14 protein-coding genes are annotated in these 17,390 nt (G+C 71.5%); 6 read left to right on the forward strand and 8 right to left on the reverse strand.

Features of this window, described 5'->3' with window-relative positions; translation table 11 throughout:
* Positions 1 to 301: 301 nt before the first annotated feature.
* The 3 genes from PGH47_RS34740 to PGH47_RS34750 form a co-directional block, all read right to left on the reverse strand.
* Positions 302 to 451: a hypothetical protein gene (locus tag PGH47_RS34740; protein WP_271666695.1), complete on the reverse strand. Its 150-nt coding sequence runs from the start codon at positions 449 to 451 to the stop codon at positions 302 to 304.
* 67 nt (positions 452 to 518) lie between these two features.
* Positions 519 to 1,331, reverse strand: a complete 813-nt coding sequence (locus PGH47_RS34745; protein WP_030948315.1) for a TetR family transcriptional regulator — start codon at positions 1,329 to 1,331, stop codon at positions 519 to 521.
* A 187-nt stretch (positions 1,332 to 1,518) separates the two neighbouring features.
* On the reverse strand, positions 1,519 to 3,324 hold the full coding sequence (locus tag PGH47_RS34750; RefSeq protein ID WP_271666696.1) for a 3-hydroxyacyl-CoA dehydrogenase family protein: 1,806 nt from the start codon (positions 3,322 to 3,324) through the stop codon (positions 1,519 to 1,521).
* A 378-nt stretch (positions 3,325 to 3,702) separates the two neighbouring features.
* Here PGH47_RS34750 and PGH47_RS34755 point away from each other — a divergent pair, with 378 nt between their 5' ends.
* Complete coding sequence (locus tag PGH47_RS34755) at positions 3,703 to 4,278, forward strand: adenylosuccinate lyase (RefSeq protein ID WP_271666697.1); 576 nt, start codon at positions 3,703 to 3,705, stop codon at positions 4,276 to 4,278.
* Here the strand turns inward: PGH47_RS34755 and PGH47_RS34760 are convergent.
* The 4 genes from PGH47_RS34760 to PGH47_RS34775 all read right to left on the reverse strand — a co-directional run bounded on the left by PGH47_RS34760 (position 4,269) and on the right by PGH47_RS34775 (position 8,038).
* A complete protein-coding gene (locus tag PGH47_RS34760) occupies positions 4,269 to 4,805 on the reverse strand; it encodes a GNAT family N-acetyltransferase (protein WP_271666698.1) in 537 nt (178 codons plus the stop codon). The genes PGH47_RS34755 and PGH47_RS34760 overlap by 10 nt on opposite strands.
* A gap of 40 nt (positions 4,806 to 4,845) precedes the next feature.
* Entirely contained in the window at positions 4,846 to 5,244 is a 399-nt protein-coding gene (locus tag PGH47_RS34765) for a RidA family protein (RefSeq protein WP_269639486.1), read from the reverse strand.
* 53 nt (positions 5,245 to 5,297) lie between these two features.
* Positions 5,298 to 6,848, reverse strand: a complete 1,551-nt coding sequence (locus PGH47_RS34770; RefSeq protein WP_271666699.1) for an alpha/beta hydrolase — start codon at positions 6,846 to 6,848, stop codon at positions 5,298 to 5,300.
* Positions 6,849 to 6,994: 146 nt separating this feature from the next.
* On the reverse strand, positions 6,995 to 8,038 hold the full coding sequence (locus PGH47_RS34775) for an Rv2578c family radical SAM protein (protein ID WP_271666700.1): 1,044 nt from the start codon (positions 8,036 to 8,038) through the stop codon (positions 6,995 to 6,997).
* Positions 8,039 to 8,230: 192 nt separating this feature from the next.
* Here PGH47_RS34775 and PGH47_RS34780 point away from each other — a divergent pair, with 192 nt between their 5' ends.
* The 5 genes from PGH47_RS34780 to PGH47_RS34800 all read left to right on the forward strand — a co-directional run bounded on the left by PGH47_RS34780 (position 8,231) and on the right by PGH47_RS34800 (position 16,956).
* Positions 8,231 to 8,674 (forward strand): SRPBCC family protein, encoded by a 444-nt coding sequence (locus tag PGH47_RS34780; protein WP_126901217.1) that lies wholly within the window; start codon positions 8,231 to 8,233, stop codon positions 8,672 to 8,674.
* Between the two features lie 145 nt (positions 8,675 to 8,819).
* Entirely contained in the window at positions 8,820 to 11,216 is a 2,397-nt protein-coding gene (locus PGH47_RS34785) for an MFS transporter (RefSeq protein ID WP_271666701.1), read from the forward strand.
* Between the two features lie 187 nt (positions 11,217 to 11,403).
* A complete protein-coding gene (locus PGH47_RS34790; protein WP_271666702.1) occupies positions 11,404 to 13,839 on the forward strand; it encodes an ATP-binding SpoIIE family protein phosphatase in 2,436 nt (811 codons plus the stop codon).
* Between the two features lie 182 nt (positions 13,840 to 14,021).
* Positions 14,022 to 14,747: a class I SAM-dependent methyltransferase gene (locus PGH47_RS34795; RefSeq protein WP_271666703.1), complete on the forward strand. Its 726-nt coding sequence runs from the start codon at positions 14,022 to 14,024 to the stop codon at positions 14,745 to 14,747.
* A 418-nt stretch (positions 14,748 to 15,165) separates the two neighbouring features.
* Complete coding sequence (locus tag PGH47_RS34800) at positions 15,166 to 16,956, forward strand: FAD-binding dehydrogenase (RefSeq protein ID WP_271666704.1); 1,791 nt, start codon at positions 15,166 to 15,168, stop codon at positions 16,954 to 16,956.
* Between the two features lie 16 nt (positions 16,957 to 16,972).
* Here PGH47_RS34800 and PGH47_RS34805 read toward each other — a convergent pair whose 3' ends face one another.
* Positions 16,973 to 17,389 carry a universal stress protein gene (locus tag PGH47_RS34805; RefSeq protein WP_271666705.1) on the reverse strand — a complete coding sequence of 139 codons (417 nt, stop codon included), beginning with the start codon at positions 17,387 to 17,389 and terminating at the stop codon, positions 16,973 to 16,975.
* Position 17,390: the final 1 nt, after the last annotated feature.

Raw genomic sequence — 17,390 nt, forward strand, 5'->3', positions numbered from 1 at the left:
GCTGAGGGATTTTTGGTGGTTGCCGTCGGTTCGGCGGATCTTGCTGTTCGGCAGCGCTTTGTGGCGCGGGAGGTTGCCTGTGACGCAGGCGCCCGGGCGCGCAGGTCCCGGGAGGGACTTGCGGGGACAGCCGACGTACGAAAGGTCTCTGCACGCCGGCCGCCCGGACACTTTCAACGTATGGCACGGCGTGTCACCTGGCAAGGCACCGAGTGCCAGAACTTGCTCTCAGATGAAATCTTTACGTAACAAATGAGCGATGATCGATCAAAGCTACTCGCGAGTAGGTATCAATCGGGCGCTATCGGGCACGAAAAAGCCGCCCCGGTCGCGGGGCGGCTCGGTGTCGGGTGTCGGGCCAGCCGTCGAGGCCGAGCAGGGCGACCTTCAGCGGGAGCATCGGCTCGTCGGGGAGGGCGGGCGGCTCGTCGCCGCGGACGAACGAGCGCACGCGATGGTTCCCGCCGGGGGATCCATCGCGTGCGTACCGAGTCGGGCCCGGGGCCGGACCGGACCGCCTAGGCCCGCTCCTTCAGCGCCTGCTCGATCGTGCGCATCACCTCGTCCAGCGGGGCGTCGGTCCTGGCCACCGTCACCAGCACCTCGCCCTGCGCGGCCACCGAGGCCGGTGTCGTGCGCGGGGTGGTGTCCCGGCCCGCCCCGATGCCCGACCCGAAGGTCCTGCGGACGATCGCGAAGGCGTGGTCGAGCTGTGCCTCCACGTCGCCCTGGCCGCCGGCCCGCAGCCAGCGCCGCAGGACGTGGTTGTGCGCGGTGACCACGGCCGACGCGGCGACCTCGGCCAGCAGCGGGTCGTCGTTGGCGTCGTCGTCGTGGGCGTGCTCGTCGAAGTGGCCGAGAAGGTAGCGGGTGAAGAGGCGCTCGTAGCGGGCGACCGACGCGATCTCCGCCTCGCGCAGGGTGGGCACCTCGCGCGTGAGCTTGTAGCGGGCGACCGAGATCTCCGGCCGGGCCGCGTACATCCGCATGACTTCCTTGATGCCGCGGCACACCGTGTCGAGCGGGTGCTCATGGGCCGGGGCGGCGTTCAGGACCGCCTCGGCGCGGATCAGGGTGTCGTCGTGGTCCGGGAAGATCGCCTCTTCCTTGGAACGGAAGTGGCGGAAGAACGTACGGCGGGCGACCCCGGCCGCGGCCGCGATCTCGTCGACGGTGGTCGCCTCGTACCCCTTGGTCGCGAACAGCTCCATCGCCGCGGCCGCCAGTTCGCGGCGCATCTTGAGCCGTTGAGCGGCCGCGCGACTGCCGGCGGCACTTTCCGGCGCGTCGGGCGTCGTGGGTGTACGTGAGGACTTGGCGGGCTGGGACATGACCCGAACGTACTGCATGTGCGCAGCTTGATGCGCATGCACGGGGTTTCCCCCGCCCTTGGCGGGCGGGGGAGTACCGGGTTCGGCGGTCGGGGCCGGGCCGCGCCGGGCGAGAGGGGGAGAGCTGCCGGGGTCCAGCAGCCCGCCCCACTCCTGACCGTCTCTGAACCAGTCGCCGGGACGTCCCTTAGCGGCGGGCATATTCGCGGAAGCCGCGGCCCGTCTTGCGGCCGAGGCAGCCCGCGGCCACCAGGTGCTCCAGGAGCGGCGCCGGAGCCAGGCCCGGGTCGCGGAACTCGCGGTGCAGGACCTTCTCGATCGCGAGGGAGACGTCGAGTCCGACGACGTCCAGCAGCTCGAACGGGCCCATCGGGTAGCCGCCGCCCAGCTTCATCGCCGCGTCGATGTCGTCGAGGGTGGCGTAGTGCTCCTGCACCATCTTGATCGCGTTGTTGAGGTACGGGAACAGCAGCGCGTTCACGATGAATCCGGCCCGGTCACCGCAGTCCACGGCGTGCTTCTTGATCCTGCCGCAGACCTCGCGGACCGTCGCGTGGACGTCGTCGGCCGTCAGGACCGTGCGGACGACCTCGACCAGCTTCATCGCCGGCGCCGGGTTGAAGAAGTGCATGCCGATCACGTCCTGCGGACGCGAGGTGGCACGGGCGCAGGCGACGACGGGCAGCGAGGAGGTGGTGGTGGCCAGCACCGCGCCCGGCTTGCAGACCTTGTCCAGCGTCGCGAACAGCTGACGCTTGATCTCCAGGTCCTCGGCGACGGCCTCGACCGCCAGATCGACGTCGGCGAACGCGTCGTAGCCGCCGGCCGCGGTGATCAGGTCCAGGGTCCGCGCGGCGGCCTCGGCGGTCATCCGCCCCTTGTCCACGGAACGCGCCAGGGACTTGCCGATCCTGGCCTTCGCGGTCTGCGCCTTCTCCTCGCTGCGGGCGGCCAGCACGACCTGGTACCCGGCCTTGGCGAAGACCTCCGCGATCCCGGACGCCATGGTGCCGGAGCCCGCGACACCGACGGAGGTGACGGTCCGGCCCTGGGTCAGGGCGGCGCCCTCCAGCGGCGTCAGCGCGTCCCGCACGACGGTGGCGCTGCCGGGGGCCTCGTAGGTGTAGAAGCCACGGCCAGACTTACGGCCCGTCAGGCCCGCCTCGCTGAGCTGCTTGAGGATCGGCGCGGGGGCGTGCAGCCGGTCGCGGGACTCGGCGTACATGGCGTCCAGGACCGTACGTGCGGTGTCGACGCCGATCAGGTCGAGCAGCGCCAGCGGACCCATCGGCAGGCCGCAGCCCAGCCGCATCGCGGCGTCGATGTCCTCGCGGGAGGCGTACTTCGCCTCGTACATCGCGGCCGCCTGGTTGAGGTAGCCGAACAGCAGGCCGTCGGCGACGAAACCGGGCCGGTCGCCGACCGCGACGGGCTCCTTGCCGAGGTCCAGGGCGAGGTTGGTGACCGCGGAGACGGCCGTCGGCGCGGTCAGCACCGAGGAGACCACCTCGACCAGCCGCATCGCCGGCGCCGGGTTGAAGAAGTGCAGGCCGAGCACCCGCTCGGGACGGGACGAGTCGGCGGCGAGCCGGGTGACCGACAAGGCGTTGGTACCGGTCGCCAGGATCGTCTCGGGGCGCACGATCCCGTCCAGCTCGCGGAAGATCTGCTGCTTGATCTCGTACGACTCCGGAGCCACCTCGATGACCAGGTCGGCGTCGGCCGCGGCCCGCAGGTCGGTGAAGGTGCGGACGCGGGCGAGGACGTCCGCGCGCTCGTCCTCGGTGAGCCGGCCGCGCTCCACGGCGCGGGCGGTCGAGGACTCCAGTGCGGCGACGGCCTTGGCGGTCGCGGCCTCGCTGATGTCGATGCCGATGACCTCGCGTCCGGCCTTCGCCAGGACCTCGGCGATACCGGTGCCCATGGTGCCGAGGCCGACCACGGCGACGGTCTTGAGCGGGGACTGAGGGGTGTCGGACAGGGGAGTGGCCATCGCGGGACTCCAGGAATGAGGGTGACGACTGGGAGCGCGCCCGGGTGCGCGAAGAGCGCGCACCGGGTGCGGAAAGGAGATTGAGTGCGGGTGTTGCCGGGCTGCTGGCGCACACGCCCGGTTGCCGTCGCCGAGAGCGTGCACACGCCTCGGGGAACAGCGATCCGACCGGCCCTGTCCCGGAGCCGAGTCGTACTGAGGTACCTGAAGTACCGAACCGACCAGCACTCGCGGCGGCTGCGTCACCAGGCCGCTGCAAGCAAGTGTGCGAGTGGGTAACTCGCTCGTATGAGCTTAACCGGTGGGTAACGAGCGCGCCAGCCCCCGTCTTTGTGATGTAGGTCCCGTACGGCGGGCCGCTTGCATACGCTCGGCATCATGGACGAAGAGTTGCGATCACTCACGGAGCGCTTACGGCAGGAGTCGGGAGCGTCGGCCGCGTACGACCGCCTCGTGGCGACCGGGGACCTCGACGAACTGGCGGAGGTGCTGGTCGCGCCGGGGCAGCCGCTGTGGGCCAGGGAGTTGGCCGCGTTCCGGCTGGGCCTCGCCCGGGACCGGCGGGCCTTCGAGTCGCTCGTCCTGCTGCTCAACCATCGCGATCCGGAGCGCTGTGTCTCCGCCGCCCACGCCCTCGCCCGCCTCGGTGACCCGCGCACGGCCCGCGCGGCCGCCGCCCTCGCCACCAACGAACTCCGCGTCGCCTACGCCCTGCACCCCGTCCGGCTCCTGGTCGAACTCCGCGCCCCCGAAGCCGTCCCGGCCCTGATCACCACCCTGGAGCGGCGGCTGCGCCCGCACGACCCCTACCGCCGGGTGGCCCTCGCCTGTGTGGACGGGCTCGGCACGCTGGGCGACGCGCGGGCCCGGCAGGTCCTCAACGAGGCCCTGGCCCATCCGACCCTCGCGGAGGCGGCGGTACGGGCGCTGGCGCTGATCCCCCGTCAGCGGTGAGGCGTCGACTCCCGCGCGTACCGCACCTCCGGCACCTCGACCCCCTCCACCTCGAAGGGCTCCTCGGCGCCGTCCGCGTGGAAGCCCGCCCGCTCGTAGAAGCGGCGGGCGCGGGCGTTGTCCTTGAGCACCCACAGCAGCATCCGGGGATGACCCGCGGCCGTGCAGCGGCGCACCGAGTCCTGGAGCAGGGCGCGCCCGATGCCGGCGCCGTACCGCCCGGGGTCGACGTAGATGGCGTACAACTCGACGTCCTCGGTGCGCGCTTCGCCGTCGCGATACGGGCCGTGGCAGGCCCAGCCGACGACCTCGCCGTCCCTCTCGGCGACCAGGTCGACCACGCTTGTGTCGCCCTGCGAGAAATAGCCGCGCCGGCGCTCGGCGTCCTGCGCCACGTCCAGGGTGTCCAGGTAGGACTGCGGTATCAGTCCCCGGTAGGCGCTGCGCCAGCCGCCGATGCGGATCTCGGCGACCCGGTCGCAGTCGGCCGAGGTCATGGGGCGGATCCGTATGCGGTCGTCGTCCATGAAGGGACCCTAGGCGTGCCGGCCGGGGCGGCGCGGCCCATTAACCCGGCAGCACCGCGTACGCCTCCACCTCCATGAGGAACTCCGGACGCACCAGACCGGCGACCCGGACCGCCGACGCGGCCGGCAGCCGGTCGTCGGGTATGTGCTCGGCGCGGGCCGCGCGGACGGCGGGCATATGGGCCATGTCCGTGACGAAATAGGTGAGTTTGACGACGTCGTCGAAGGTCGCCCCGGCGGCGGCCAGACAGCGCCGCAGGTTCTCGAAGACCTGGCGGGCCTGGGCGGCCGCGTCGCCCTCGCCGACGAGTTCGCCGTCCTCGTCCAGGGCGAGCTGGCCCGAGACGGCGACGAAACGGCCGGTGCCCAGCACGACGTGCGAGTACTGGGCGGCGGGGGCGACGCCGTCGGGGGCGGGAATCCTGGTCAGCTCACTCATGCGTCCATCGTGGACCATGGCACTGACAACGCCCCCGACGGGTCATCGGCCGCTCAGTGCCGGAAACCGAGCAGTCCGTGCAGTTCGGCGCCGCGCGACGCCGTGACCTTGGCCTTGGCGCTCAGCGGCTTCGGGTCGGGCCGCGCGTCGCACACCGCGTCGACCGTGCCCGTACCGCGCGGCACCGTGCCGTCGGCGAGATAGGCCGCGAGGTGCTTGTCCAGGCAGGCGTTCCCACCGAGCGTGACGGCGTGGTTGCCGCCGCCCCGCTCGACGACCAGGCTGGAGCGGGCCAGCCGCCGATGGGCCGTGACGGCGCCCTCGTACGGGGTGGCGGCGTCGTCGGTCGCCTGGAACAGCAGCATCGGCGGCACCTTCGTATTGGCGATGTCCACCGAGCGCAGCGAGTTCGTCGGCCAGAACGCGCACGGCGCGTTGTACCAGGCGTTGTTCCAGGTCATGAAGGGTGCCTTGGCGTACACGGCCCGGTTGTCCGTCCGCCACCGCCGCCAGTCGCGCGGCCAGGAGGCGTCCCGGCACTGCACCGCCGCGTAGACGCTGTAGCCGTTGTCGTCGGAGGCGTCGGCGGCACCGAAGTTCCCGTACGCCTCGGTCAGCGGGGCGGTGTCCTTCTTGTTCACGTACGCCGCGAACGCCTCGGCGAGGTAGGGCCAGTAGCCGTTGTAGTAGCCGCCGGGGAGGAAGGTGTCCTCGAGTTCCGAGGCGCCCACCTTGCCGCCGGCCGGCTTCCTGGCCAGTGCCGCCCGCATCGCGTACCACTTGGCCTCGACCCGCGCCGGATCGGTGCCGAGCCGGTAGGTCGCGTCGTGCTTGGCGATCCAGGCCATGAGGGCGCGGTGCCGGTCGTCGAAGGCGATGTCCTGCGCGAGGTTGGCGCCGTACCAGACACCGGTCGGGTCGACGACGGAGTCCAGGGCCGCCCGGCGCACCCGCTGCGGGAAGAGCTTGGCGTAGACGGCGCCCAGGTAGGTGCCGTACGAGTAGCCGAAGTAGTTGATCCGCTGTGCGCCCAGGGCCGCACGGATGCGGTCCATGTCGCGCACGGAGCTGATGGTGTCGATGTACGGCAGCACGCTCGCGTACTTCTCGGCGCAGGCCCGCGCGAAGGCCCGGGCGCGCGACAGGTTGGCCCGCTCCGTGCGCGGTGTGCCCGGTACGGAGTCGGGGCGCACCGGGGTGAAGTGGCGCGGCTTGCAGTCGAGGGCGGGCTTGCTCCTGCCGACCCCGCGCGGGTCGAAGCCGATGACGTCGTACTGGGCGGCGACGGCCTTGGGCAGCGCCGAGGCGACGAAACCGGCGAGCGTGAGGCCGCTCCCGCCCGGGCCGCCTGGGTTGACCAGCAGGGGTCCCTGGTACTTCTTCGCGGTGTGCGGGACGCGGGACAGCGCGAGGGTGATCCGCCGGCCCTGCGGGGCGCTGTGGTCGAGCGGCACTTCGAGGGACGCGCACTGGAGCCTCGGGTACTTCGCGGTGCCGCACTTCTTCCAGGCGAGGGGCGCTGTCTGCGCCTGCGCGGGGACGGCCGTCACGGTCCCGGCGACGAGGACGGCGGCGCCGCACAGTACGGCTGCGCGTTTTCCCATGGGGTCCTCCCCAGGACGGAGGGTCTGGGGCCGCGAGGGTCGCGGTCCTGGCCGCATCGTCCCGGCATGGACGCCCGGAAGAACTTCTTATGATCACACTTGACCCGATTGGGTCGAGGGATGCCCTCCAATGCCCTCCAATGCCCTTAAATGAGCGAGAGTTGGGTGGGCTCGGTCGTCATCGGCACGTCCTCGGCAGGCTCCGGTTCGCGGATCCGCCGGGGCATCCCCGCCCGCGCGGGGCCGATGCCGTACTCCTGCGCCAGGTCGTGGACCTGACGGGTGATCCGGCGCTGGTACCACTTCGGCGCGTAGGCGCCGTCCGCGTACAGCCGCTCGTAGCGGCGCACCAGGTGCGGGTGCTCGCGGCCCAGCCACGCCATGAACCACTCGCGGGCCCCGGGCCGCAGATGCAGCACCAGCGGGGTGACCGAGGTGGCCCCGGAGGCGGCGATCGCCCGCACGGTGTCCCGCAGTTGCGCCGGGCTGTCGCTGAGGAAGGGGATCACCGGCGCCATCAGCGCCCCGCACCCGAGCCCGTGCTCGGTCAGGGTCCGTACGACGTCCAGGCGCCGCTCCGGGGCGGGCGTGCCCGGCTCCACGGTGCGCCACAGCTCGGGGTCGACGAAGCCGACCGACACCGAGATGCCGACGTCGGTCACCTCGCTCGACTGCTTCAGCAGGTCGAGGTCGCGCAGGATCAGCGTGCCCTTGGTGAGGATCGAGTACGGGTTGGCGTGGTCCCGCAGGGCGGCGAGGATCCCCGGCATCAGCCGGTAGCGCCCCTCCGCGCGCTGGTAGCAGTCGACGTTCGTGCCCATCGCTATGTGGTCGCCCTGCCAGCGGCGCGAGGAGAGCTGGCGGCGCAGCACGTCCGGCGCGTTCACCTTGACCACGATCTGGGAGTCGAAGCCGAGGCCCGTGTCGAGGTCCAGATAGCTGTGCGTCTTGCGCGCGAAGCAGTACACGCACGCGTGCGAGCAGCCCCGATAGGGGTTGACCGTCCACTCGAAGGGCATGCGCGAGGCGCCCGGCACCCGGTTGAGGATCGAGCGGGCCCGGATCTCGTGGAACGTGATCCCGGCGAACTCGGGCGTGTCGAAGGTACGGGTGACCACCGCGTCCGCGCCGAACAGCGCGGAGTCGGCACGGCTGTGGTCGGACTCCAGGGTGAGGTTCTCCCAGCGCATGAGGCCTCCTCGGTAGCACTGCCCACAGAATAGAACACATGTTCCCTTGATCGTGCGACCTCTTGCCGTGCTTCGTTTTCGATCACTGTGCGACCGCTTCGGGGAAGAGTTCGGGACCCCGATTTGGGCGGGCCGGGAGCGGGGTGGTTGGCTTGCTCCAGCCCCCGAGAATTCTGGTCCTGGAGGAAGTCAATGGCGCAGGTCGAGGCCACTACGGAGCGGGTCGTCGCGGCGGACGCGGAGAAGGTGTTCGACGCCCTCGCCGACTACACCGGCACCCGGCAGAAGCTGCTGCCCGAGCACTTCAGCGAGTACGAGGTGCGCGAGGGCGGCGACGGCGAGGGCACCCTCGTCCACTGGAAGCTCCAGGCCACCAGCAAGCGGGTGCGCGACTGCCTCCTGGAGGTCAGCGAGCCCACCGACGGCGAGCTCGTCGAGAAGGACCGCAACTCCTCCATGGTCACCACCTGGCGGGTCACCCCGGCCGGCGAGGGCAGGTCCCGGGTCGTCGTGACCAGCACCTGGCAGGGCGCCGGCGGCATCGGCGGCTTCTTCGAGCGGACCTTCGCGCCCAAGGGCCTCGGCCGGATCTACGACGCGCTGCTGGTCAAGCTCGCCGCCGAGGTCGAGAAGTAAGTCCCAGACGTCCGGGGGCCCTTGGCTCCTCACCGGATCGAGTGGATCTCCATCGAGTCCGGGACTGTGCCGTAACTCGCCGTGCTTGCTCGTAGTTGTCGCCTAATGCGGGAATTGTGAGCAGGCGCGGCGAGGGGAGCGGTACGTGGGCGGCACGACTCTGGTGCAGGACGAAACCGTCACTGCACCCCCTCCGCAGGCTCCGCCCCAAGCCGCCGAGGCCCAACTGGGCCCGCGCCGGGTGCGGTTGGTCTTCTTCGGCCTGATGCTCGCGCTGCTGCTCGCCGCGCTGGAGCAGATGATCGTCGCCACCGCGCTGCCGAAGATCGTCGGCGAGCTGCACGGCCTGGACAAGATGTCCTGGGCGATCACCGCCTACCTGCTCACCGCCACCGTCGGCCTCCCGGTCTACGGCAAGCTCGGCGACCTCCTCGGCCGAAAGGGCGTCTTCCAGTTCGCGATCGTCGTCTTCGTCATCGGCTCCGCGCTCGCCGGCCGGGCCGCGACCATGGACCAGCTGATCGCCTACCGCGCGATCCAGGGCATCGGCGCGGGCGGGCTGATGATCGGCGTCCAGGCGATCATCGCGGACATCGTGCCGCCCCGCGAACGCGGCCGCTTCATGGGCCTGATCGGCGCCGCGTTCGGCCTCGCCTCGGTCGCCGGACCCCTGCTGGGCGGCTACTTCACCGACCACCTCACCTGGCGCTGGTGCTTCTACATCAACGTCCCCTTCGGTCTGGTCACCCTCGCCGTCGTCACGGTCGTGCTGAAGCTGCCGAAGCCCGCAGGCCGGGCCCGCCTCGACATCCTCGGCGCGCTGCTGCTCGCCGCCGCCTCCACCTGTCTGGTCCTGCTGACCAGTTGGGGCGGCACCGAGCACGCCTGGGACTCCCGAGTCATCCTCGGCCTCGGCGCGGGCGCCGCCGTCGCCGCCGTCCTCTTCCTCGTCGCCGAGCACTTCGCCGCCGAACCCCTCATCCCGCTACGGCTGTTCAGGGACTCCGTCTTCAACGTCACCGGCCTTGTCGGCCTGGTGATCGGCGTGGCCCTGTTCGGCGCCGCCAGCTATCTGCCGACCTTCCTGCAGATGGTCGACGGAGCCACCGCCACCGAGTCGGGCCTGCTGATGCTGCCGATGATGGGCGGCATCGTCGGCGCCTCGATCGTCTGCGGCCAGCTCATCAGCCACACCGGGCGGTACCGGATCTACCCCGTGCTCGGCAGCGCCCTGTCGGTCCTCGGCATGTGGCTGCTGTCCCGCCTGGAGACCGACACCCCGCGGCTGCACTACAGCATCTGGATGGCCGTGCTCGGCGCCGGCATCGGCATGGTGATGCCGGTGCTGATCCTCGCCGTGCAGAACTCCGTGCGCCCCACCGACCTCGGTACCGCCACCAGCGCCAACAACTACTTCCGGCAGATCGGCGGCAGCGTCGGCGCGGCGATCTTCGGCACCCTGTTCGCGGCCCGACTCACCGACGCCCTGGACGAACGGCTCCCCGCGCACGCCGGCGCGCACCTGCCCGAGCCCGAGTCCATCACCCCGCAGCTCGTCCACTCGCTGCCCCCGGCGCTGCGCGACGCCTACATCCAGGCGTACGCCGACGCCATGCCGAGGATCTTCCTCTACCTCGTGCCGGTGCTGGTGCTCGGACTGCTCATCGCCTGCTTCCTCAAGGAGATCCCCCTCGTGAACAGCGCAGCGTCCCCCGACGCCCCCGCCCCCGAGACGGCATCCGCCCCGGTGAACTCCCGGGTCCCGCAGGCCCGCTCCGCGCACGCCCCCTCGGTCCCCGTCCACGGCACCGTGCAGCACCCCGACGGGACCTTCGTGGCGCGCGCGGCGCTCACGCTCATCGACGTCGCCGGGCAGCAGGTGGGCCGCGTGGCGAGCGGCCAGGACGGGCGGTACGCGCTGGCGGCGCCCGGCTCGGGGGCGTACGTCATGATCGCCGCGGCGGGCGGGCACCAGCCACAGGCCGTCACCGTGACCGTCGGCGAGCGACCCGTCGAACTGGACATCGTCCTCGGTGGCGCCGGACGCCTCGCCGGAACCGTGCTCACCCCGGACGGCACCCCCGTGGACGCCACCGTCACGCTCACCAACGTCCAGGGCGAGGTCGTCGCCACCACCCGCAGCGGACGCGAGGGCGGCTACGTCATCACCGAGCTGGTCGCCGGCGAGTACACCCTCGCCGCGAGCGCGCCCGCCTTCCGGCCGGCCGCCGTCCCGGCCACCGTGAAGGCCGCCCGCGAGACCCGCCAGGACATCGAACTCGCCGGCGGCGCCCTGCTGCGCGGCACCGTGCGGGCATGCGGCGGACGTCCCGTCGAGGACGCGCGCGTGACGCTGCTCGACGCCGCCGGCAACGTCATGGACACGCTCACCACGGGCCCCGACGGCACCTTCCGCTTCGTCGACCTGCCGTCCGGCGAGTACACCGTCATCGCCGCCGGTTACCCGCCGGTCGCCACCGTGCTCCAGGTCGCCGGAGGAGGCCGAACGGAACGAGATCTTCAGCTGGGTCACGACGACTGAACCGGAACCACCCGCACCCGGGCTGTCCTGCGCGGACGCGCCGGGGGCGGACACCGGCGCACACCGTCGCCCGCCAATGATCCCGATACATCAATTCCCGTATTGAGTCACATCATCGAGGCACGGAGCCGTACGGTGGTGGGGGCGCGCAGATCTTGCGGAGCCTTGGGGAGAGAGGGCCTGGGCCATGAACCGTGGCACCGAGAGGGACGGCGCGGTGACGGAACACGCCACGTCCGGACGCATCCCGCTGGCCGTGGTCGTGGTGGACCGCGAAGGCCTGGTCTCCCACTGGAGCTCCGGCGCACGCCGTCTGTTCGGCGCCACCAAGGAAGAGGCGCTCGGCCGACCGGCCGTCGATCTGCTGCCCGTCTCCGGCGCGCTGCCCGAGGACGACGACCCCTCGCTGTACGGCGCCTACGGGGCGTACGACGGACTCGGCCACGATCTCGAGACGTCCCTGGACGGGCGGTTGTACTACCCCGCCGCGGGTCGCGCCCGGCTCACGGTCCCCGAGCGGGACCGCGTCGACGTGCTGTGGTGGGCCTACCCGCTCATCGGCCCCGGCCCTGAGCGGCTGCTCGTGCTCGGCGCCGACGTGGGCCGCCTCCGGCAGGAGGACGGCGAGGACGACCCCGGCTTCGATCGCGTCGCACCCGGCTTCGCCCTGCACACCGACTTCCCCGGCGCCGAGGATCTCGCGGGCAAGCTCCCCGAGATCCTGCCCAGCATGAGCGTCGACGAGAGTGCCCGCATCGTCGGCCAGATCCTCGAACTGGGCTATCCGGTACTGGAGTTCAGCCAGAACGACCGGGTGCCCGTCACCCCCGACTGGGGCGTGCCCCGGCGCGTGGAGCGCAGGGCCCGCCGTGAGCGCGCCGCCCAGGCGGCCGCCCAGGGCTTACCCATACCGCGGGAGTACTCCGACGAGGCCGAGGACCTCGAGTACGCCGCGGTCCGTGAACGCCTGGAGTTCCTCAACGAGGTCAGCGGCCGCATCGGCACCTCCCTCGACCTGTCACGGACCATCGTCGAGGTCAGCAGAGCCGTGGTGCCCCGGTTCACCGACGTCGCCGGCACCTATCTGCGCGAACAGGTCGTCGCCGGCGAGGGATTCCCCGACGGGGCGCCGGACGCCACCACCATGTGGCACCGGGTCGCCGTCGAGCACACCGACGAACCCGGCCGCTGGGACGACGTCGTACCGGTCGGCGAGGCCATGCCCTTTCCGGCCCACACCCCTTTCTTCCAGTGCATGACCAGCGGTGAGCCCGTCCTCGTGCCGCGGATCAGCGAGCAGATGGGCCACGCCATCGCCTCGCAGTTCGAGAAGCGGGACATCCGGCCGCTCATCACCGGCCGTTCCATGCTGGTGGTGCCGCTGAAGGCCCGCAATGTGGTGCTGGGCTTCATGATCCTGCTGCGTCACCCGGAGCGCGTCGAGTTCAACGACATGGACCGCGTCACCGGCGCCGAACTCGCCGCCCGCGCGGGCCTCGTGCTCGACAACGCGCGCATGTACACCTACCAGGAGAGCGTCGCCGAGACCCTCCAGGACAGCATGCTGCCGCACATCCCGCCGCGCATGGCGGGCTGCGACATCGCCACCCGGTATCTGCCGGGCACCCTCCTCGGCCGGGTCGGCGGTGACTGGTTCGACTCCGTCAAACTGCCCGGCGCCCGCACCGCCCTCGTCGTCGGCGACGTCATGGGCCACGGCCTCAACTCGGCGGCGATGATGGGGCAGTTGCGCACTGCCGTGCAGACCATGGCCGCGCTCGACCTGCCTCCCGCCCAGCTCCTGCGCAACCTCGACGACCTCGCCCAGCGCCTCGGCGACACCTACCTCGCGACCTGCCTGTACGCCGTCTACGACCCCATCGCCGGCGAACTGCACATCGCCAACGCCGGTCACATACCGCCCGTCCTGGTCCGCGCAGGCGACGGTCGCAGCGAGCTGCTCGACCTGCCCACGGGAGCGCCGATCGGCGTCGGCGGGGTGCCCTTCGAGGCGGTACGCGTGCGCGTGCAGCCCGGGGACCGACTGGTGATGTGCACCGACGGCCTGGTCGAGATGCGCGGCGAAGACATCGGTGTCGGACTCGCGACGCTCTGCGAGTCCGCCGCCCACCCGGCCGCGTCCATGGACGACGCCTGCGACACCATCATCCGCGCCCTCAACACCCGCGGCGGCCGCAAGGACGACGTCGCCCTGCTGATGGCCCGCCTCAACGGCATCGAACCCGAGGACGTCGCCTCCTGGCGCATCGGCCTCGACCCCGAAGAGGTCGGCCGGGCCCGCGATGTCGTCCGCGAGCAGCTGCACGACTGGGGCCTCGCCCGCCTCGCGGACACCGCCGAGCTGCTGGCCGGCGAGCTCGTCACCAATGCCGTACGGCACTCCCACGGCCGCCCGGTCGAGCTGCGCCTCGTCCGTGGCGACACGCTGCTGTGCGAGGTGGACGACGACGATCACGATCTGCCGACCCTGCTCAGCGCCGGCCCTTTCGACGACGCCGGGCGCGGGCTGCGCGTGGTGAGCATGCTCGCGCGCGAGTGGGGCACGAGCCGCACGAGCGCCGGCAAGACCGTCTGGTTCGAACTCGCGCTCCCGCGACGCTGATTCCCGGCTTTCGACTCCTCGAAGACCTGCGACTTGTGACGCGCAGGGCGTGCAACGGCGCACGAGTGTCGAATGCGGAGTGAAGGAATGCGCCATGCGCTTGTAGCCACAACTCCGGCGCGATAGACCGTAGTCGCCCGTCATCTGACGGCGGGTCGGCAGCGCTACCTGGGGAGTCGGTCATGAGCGTGACGAGTCGGTACCGGGAGGCCTGGGAGGGCTTCTGGCGTGAAGCCCCCGAGGAGCAGGGGGCGGTGTTCTGGGACGCCGAGCCGGCCCTGACCGCCGGACGCCATCTGGCCCTGTTCGAGGCCCATCTGACCGACCCCGGGCTGGCCATGGTGGACCTGGGCTGCGGCAACGGCACCCAGACCCGGTTCCTGGCCGACCGCTTCCCGCGCGTGGTCGGCGTCGACCTGTCAGCCGCGGCCCTCGATCACGCCCGCCACGCCGACCCCGCCGGGCAGGCGACGTACCGGCTGTTCGACGCCGTGGAGAAGACCGCGGCGGAGACGCTCCACGCCGAGCTCGGGGACGTCAACATCTATATGCGGGGCGTGCTGCACCAGACCGAGCCCGACGACCGGCAGCAGCTGGTGGACGGCATCGCCACGCTGGTCGGCGAGCGCGGCCGGGCCTTCCTCGTGGAGCTCTCCCAGGAGGCCAAGCCCGTCCTCATGGGCCTGGCGCAGAGCCCGTCGGGACCGCCGCCCAAACTCGCGCCGATCTTCCGGCACGGCATCGCCCCGGGCGAGGTGGCCGACGACGCGGTGCCCGAGTTCCTGCGCGCGGCCGGCCTCGGCATCCTCGCGAGCGGCGAAATACCCCTGATCACCGCGGAGTACGGGCCCGACGGCACCCGGATCGAGCTGCCGTCGAAGTGGGTGGTGGCGGGCCGCGCCGTCTGACGGACCGGTGCGGACGACGAACGCCCTCCGGTGCGCGAGCTGCGCGCCGGAGGGCGAACTCGGCGCAGCAGTCCGCCCGCGGCACCGGCGGACCAGGCCGCGTCGTGCGCGGGGTCGACGCCGAGCTGGGAGCCGCCGTCGAGAGTGAGCGTCCGTTCGACCGTGCCGGTCGCGGTCTCGATCTCGGAGAACGCGGGGCCCTGTGCGACCAGGCGCCGAGCTCTGCGACGGTCGTGCCCGCGATCGGCATCCTCGTGGACCGTGTCCACCAAACATGAGAAAAGTTCACAGTTGCAGCATCTGGCGACCCCGACTCCCCCTGGGCTACCGTCGGTAACACCCGCTTTCCCAGCGGCATCCCGTGTGTCTCCCGCCCCTTGCGCACCCCCAGTGGGCGCGTCTCCCCGGAAGGCAGTCCATGGAGAACTCGTCAGTCCCCGGCGCGATCACCCGTCGCCGTGCCCTCACGGTCGCCACAGGAGTGCTCGCCGGTGCCGCGCTCGCGCAGGCGGCGTCACCGGCCTTCGGCGCCACCGCGGCGTCGGACGCGGACGCCATCGTCGTGGGACACGGTCTGGCCGGACTGGTCGCGACCGCCGAACTCGCCGCCGCCGGGCGCAAGGTGCTGCTGCTGGACCAGGAACCGGAGGCGAGCCTCGGAGGGCAGGCGTTCTGGTCCTTCGGCGGCCTGTTCTTCGTCGACTCCGCCGAGCAGCGGCTGATGGGCGTCAAGGACTCCCGCGAGCTGGCCTGGCAGGACTGGCTGGGCACGGCCGGCTTCGACCGGGGCGTCGACGACCCCGAGGGGCAGGACCACTGGGCCTACAAGTGGGCCGAGGCGTACGTCGATTTCGCCGCCGAGGAGAAGCGGGCCTGGCTGGCCGGGCTCGGCATGCAGTGGTTCCCGATCGTCGGCTGGGCCGAGCGCGGCGGCGGACTGGCCGACGGGCACGGCAACTCGGTGCCCCGGTTCCACGTCACCTGGGGCACCGGACCGGCCGTCGTGGAGCCCTTCGAGACGAAGGTACGGGCCGCGGTGGCGGACCGGCTGGTCACCTTCAGGTTCCGGCACCGGGTGGACGAGCTGATCGTCACCGGCGGCGCCGTCACCGGCGTGCGCGGCGCGGTCCTGCAACCGAGCGACGCGGGCCGCGGCAAGCCCAGTTCCCGCACCGTCGTCGGGGAGTTCGAACTCAAGGCCCCCGTCGTGGTCGTCACCTCCGGCGGCATCGGCGCCGACCACGACCTCGTACGCGCCAACTGGCCCGCCCGGCTCGGCAGTCCGCCGAAGTCCATGATCACCGGCGTGCCCGCGCACGTGGACGGCCGCATGCTCGCGATCACCGAGCGGGCCGGCGGACGGATCGTCAACCCGGACCGCATGTGGCATTACACCGAGGGCCTGAAGAACTACGACCCGATCTGGCCCGGCCACGGCATCCGCATCCTGCCCGGCCCGTCCTCCATGTGGTTCGACGCCACCGGTAAACGCTTCTCCAGCCCCGACATCCCGGGCTACGACACCCTGCACACCCTGAAGTCGATCTCCGACAGCGGGCACGAGTACTCCTGGTTCGTCACCACCCAGAAGATCATCGCCAAGGAGTTCGCGCTCTCCGGCTCCGAGCAGAACCCCGACCTCACCGAGAAGAACATCTGGAAGCTGCTGTCCCGTATCTGGCAGACCCCGGAGCCGATCGAGCGGTTCAAGGAGAAGGGCGAGGACTTCGTCGTCGCGAAGACCCTGCCCGAACTGGTCGCCGGTATGAACAAACTGACGGGGGACGACCTGATCGACCTCGCCGGTCTCAAGCGGCAGATCGAGGCCCGCGACCGCGAGATCGACAACCCCTACACCAAGGACGCCCAGGTCATGGGCATCCGCAACGCGCTGGCGTACCCCGGGGACACACTCAGCCGCACCGCCTCCGTGCACCGGATCCTGGACCCGAGCGCAGGACCTCTCATCGCCGTGCGTCTCAACATCCTCACCCGCAAGACCCTCGGCGGCCTCCAGACCGACCTCTCCGGCCGGGTCCTGAACGCCGCCGGCACCCCCATCGCCGGGCTGTACGCGGCCGGTGAGGTCGCCGGGTTCGGCGGGGGAGGCGTCCACGGCTACCGCTCGCTGGAGGGGACCTTCCTCGGCGGCTGCCTCTTCTCCGGCCGCACTGCGGGGCGGGCGGCGGCAGCGGCCACCGCGAGCTGAGCGGTGCGCCGCGGTCTCACGGTTCGGTGGGCACGCACAGCACCGGAGTGCGCGCCAGATGCAGCAGCTTGTGGGGCGTGGCGCCCAGCAGGGCGCCGCGCAGCGGGCTCTCGCCCCAGCTGCCGACCACGATGACCCGCGCCGCATGACGTGTCGCGGCGTCGATCAGGGCCTCCGCCGGCTTCTGGTCGATGACCTCCACGGTGGTGCGCACGCCGGCCTCGTCGGCGACCTGGACGGCGTGCGAGAGCGCGGTGCGCCCGGCCTCCCGGAGGGCGTCGCGGTGGGCCGCGTACTCCTCGCCGAGGGCGCCGGGCGCCGCCGCGCCGTAGACCAGCACGAGCGGTTCGTTGAAGGCGGCCGACACCTCCACGGCGACGTGCAGCGCGCGCACCGCGCCCGGGGACTCGTCGTATCCGAGAACGACCGTCATC

The organism is Streptomyces sp. HUAS 31 (genome assembly GCF_028198125.1).
GTDB classification, from domain to species: Bacteria; Actinomycetota; Actinomycetes; order Streptomycetales; family Streptomycetaceae; genus Streptomyces; species Streptomyces chartreusis.

Coding starts and splice junctions, on each gene's coding strand:
- PGH47_RS34745 (WP_030948315.1), bottom strand. CDS start 1,331: ATGTCCCAGCCCGCCAAGTCCTCACGTACACCCACGACGCCCGACGCG.
- PGH47_RS34750 (WP_271666696.1), bottom strand. CDS start 3,324: ATGGCCACTCCCCTGTCCGACACCCCTCAGTCCCCGCTCAAGACCGTC.
- PGH47_RS34755 (WP_271666697.1), top strand. CDS start 3,703: ATGGACGAAGAGTTGCGATCACTCACGGAGCGCTTACGGCAGGAGTCG.
- PGH47_RS34760 (WP_271666698.1), bottom strand. CDS start 4,805: ATGGACGACGACCGCATACGGATCCGCCCCATGACCTCGGCCGACTGC.
- PGH47_RS34765 (WP_269639486.1), bottom strand. CDS start 5,244: ATGAGTGAGCTGACCAGGATTCCCGCCCCCGACGGCGTCGCCCCCGCC.
- PGH47_RS34770 (WP_271666699.1), bottom strand. CDS start 6,848: ATGGGAAAACGCGCAGCCGTACTGTGCGGCGCCGCCGTCCTCGTCGCC.
- PGH47_RS34775 (WP_271666700.1), bottom strand. CDS start 8,038: ATGCGCTGGGAGAACCTCACCCTGGAGTCCGACCACAGCCGTGCCGAC.
- PGH47_RS34780 (WP_126901217.1), top strand. CDS start 8,231: ATGGCGCAGGTCGAGGCCACTACGGAGCGGGTCGTCGCGGCGGACGCG.
- PGH47_RS34790 (WP_271666702.1), top strand. CDS start 11,404: ATGAACCGTGGCACCGAGAGGGACGGCGCGGTGACGGAACACGCCACG.
- PGH47_RS34795 (WP_271666703.1), top strand. CDS start 14,022: ATGAGCGTGACGAGTCGGTACCGGGAGGCCTGGGAGGGCTTCTGGCGT.
- PGH47_RS34800 (WP_271666704.1), top strand. CDS start 15,166: ATGGAGAACTCGTCAGTCCCCGGCGCGATCACCCGTCGCCGTGCCCTC.
- PGH47_RS34805 (WP_271666705.1), bottom strand. CDS start 17,389: ATGACGGTCGTTCTCGGATACGACGAGTCCCCGGGCGCGGTGCGCGCG.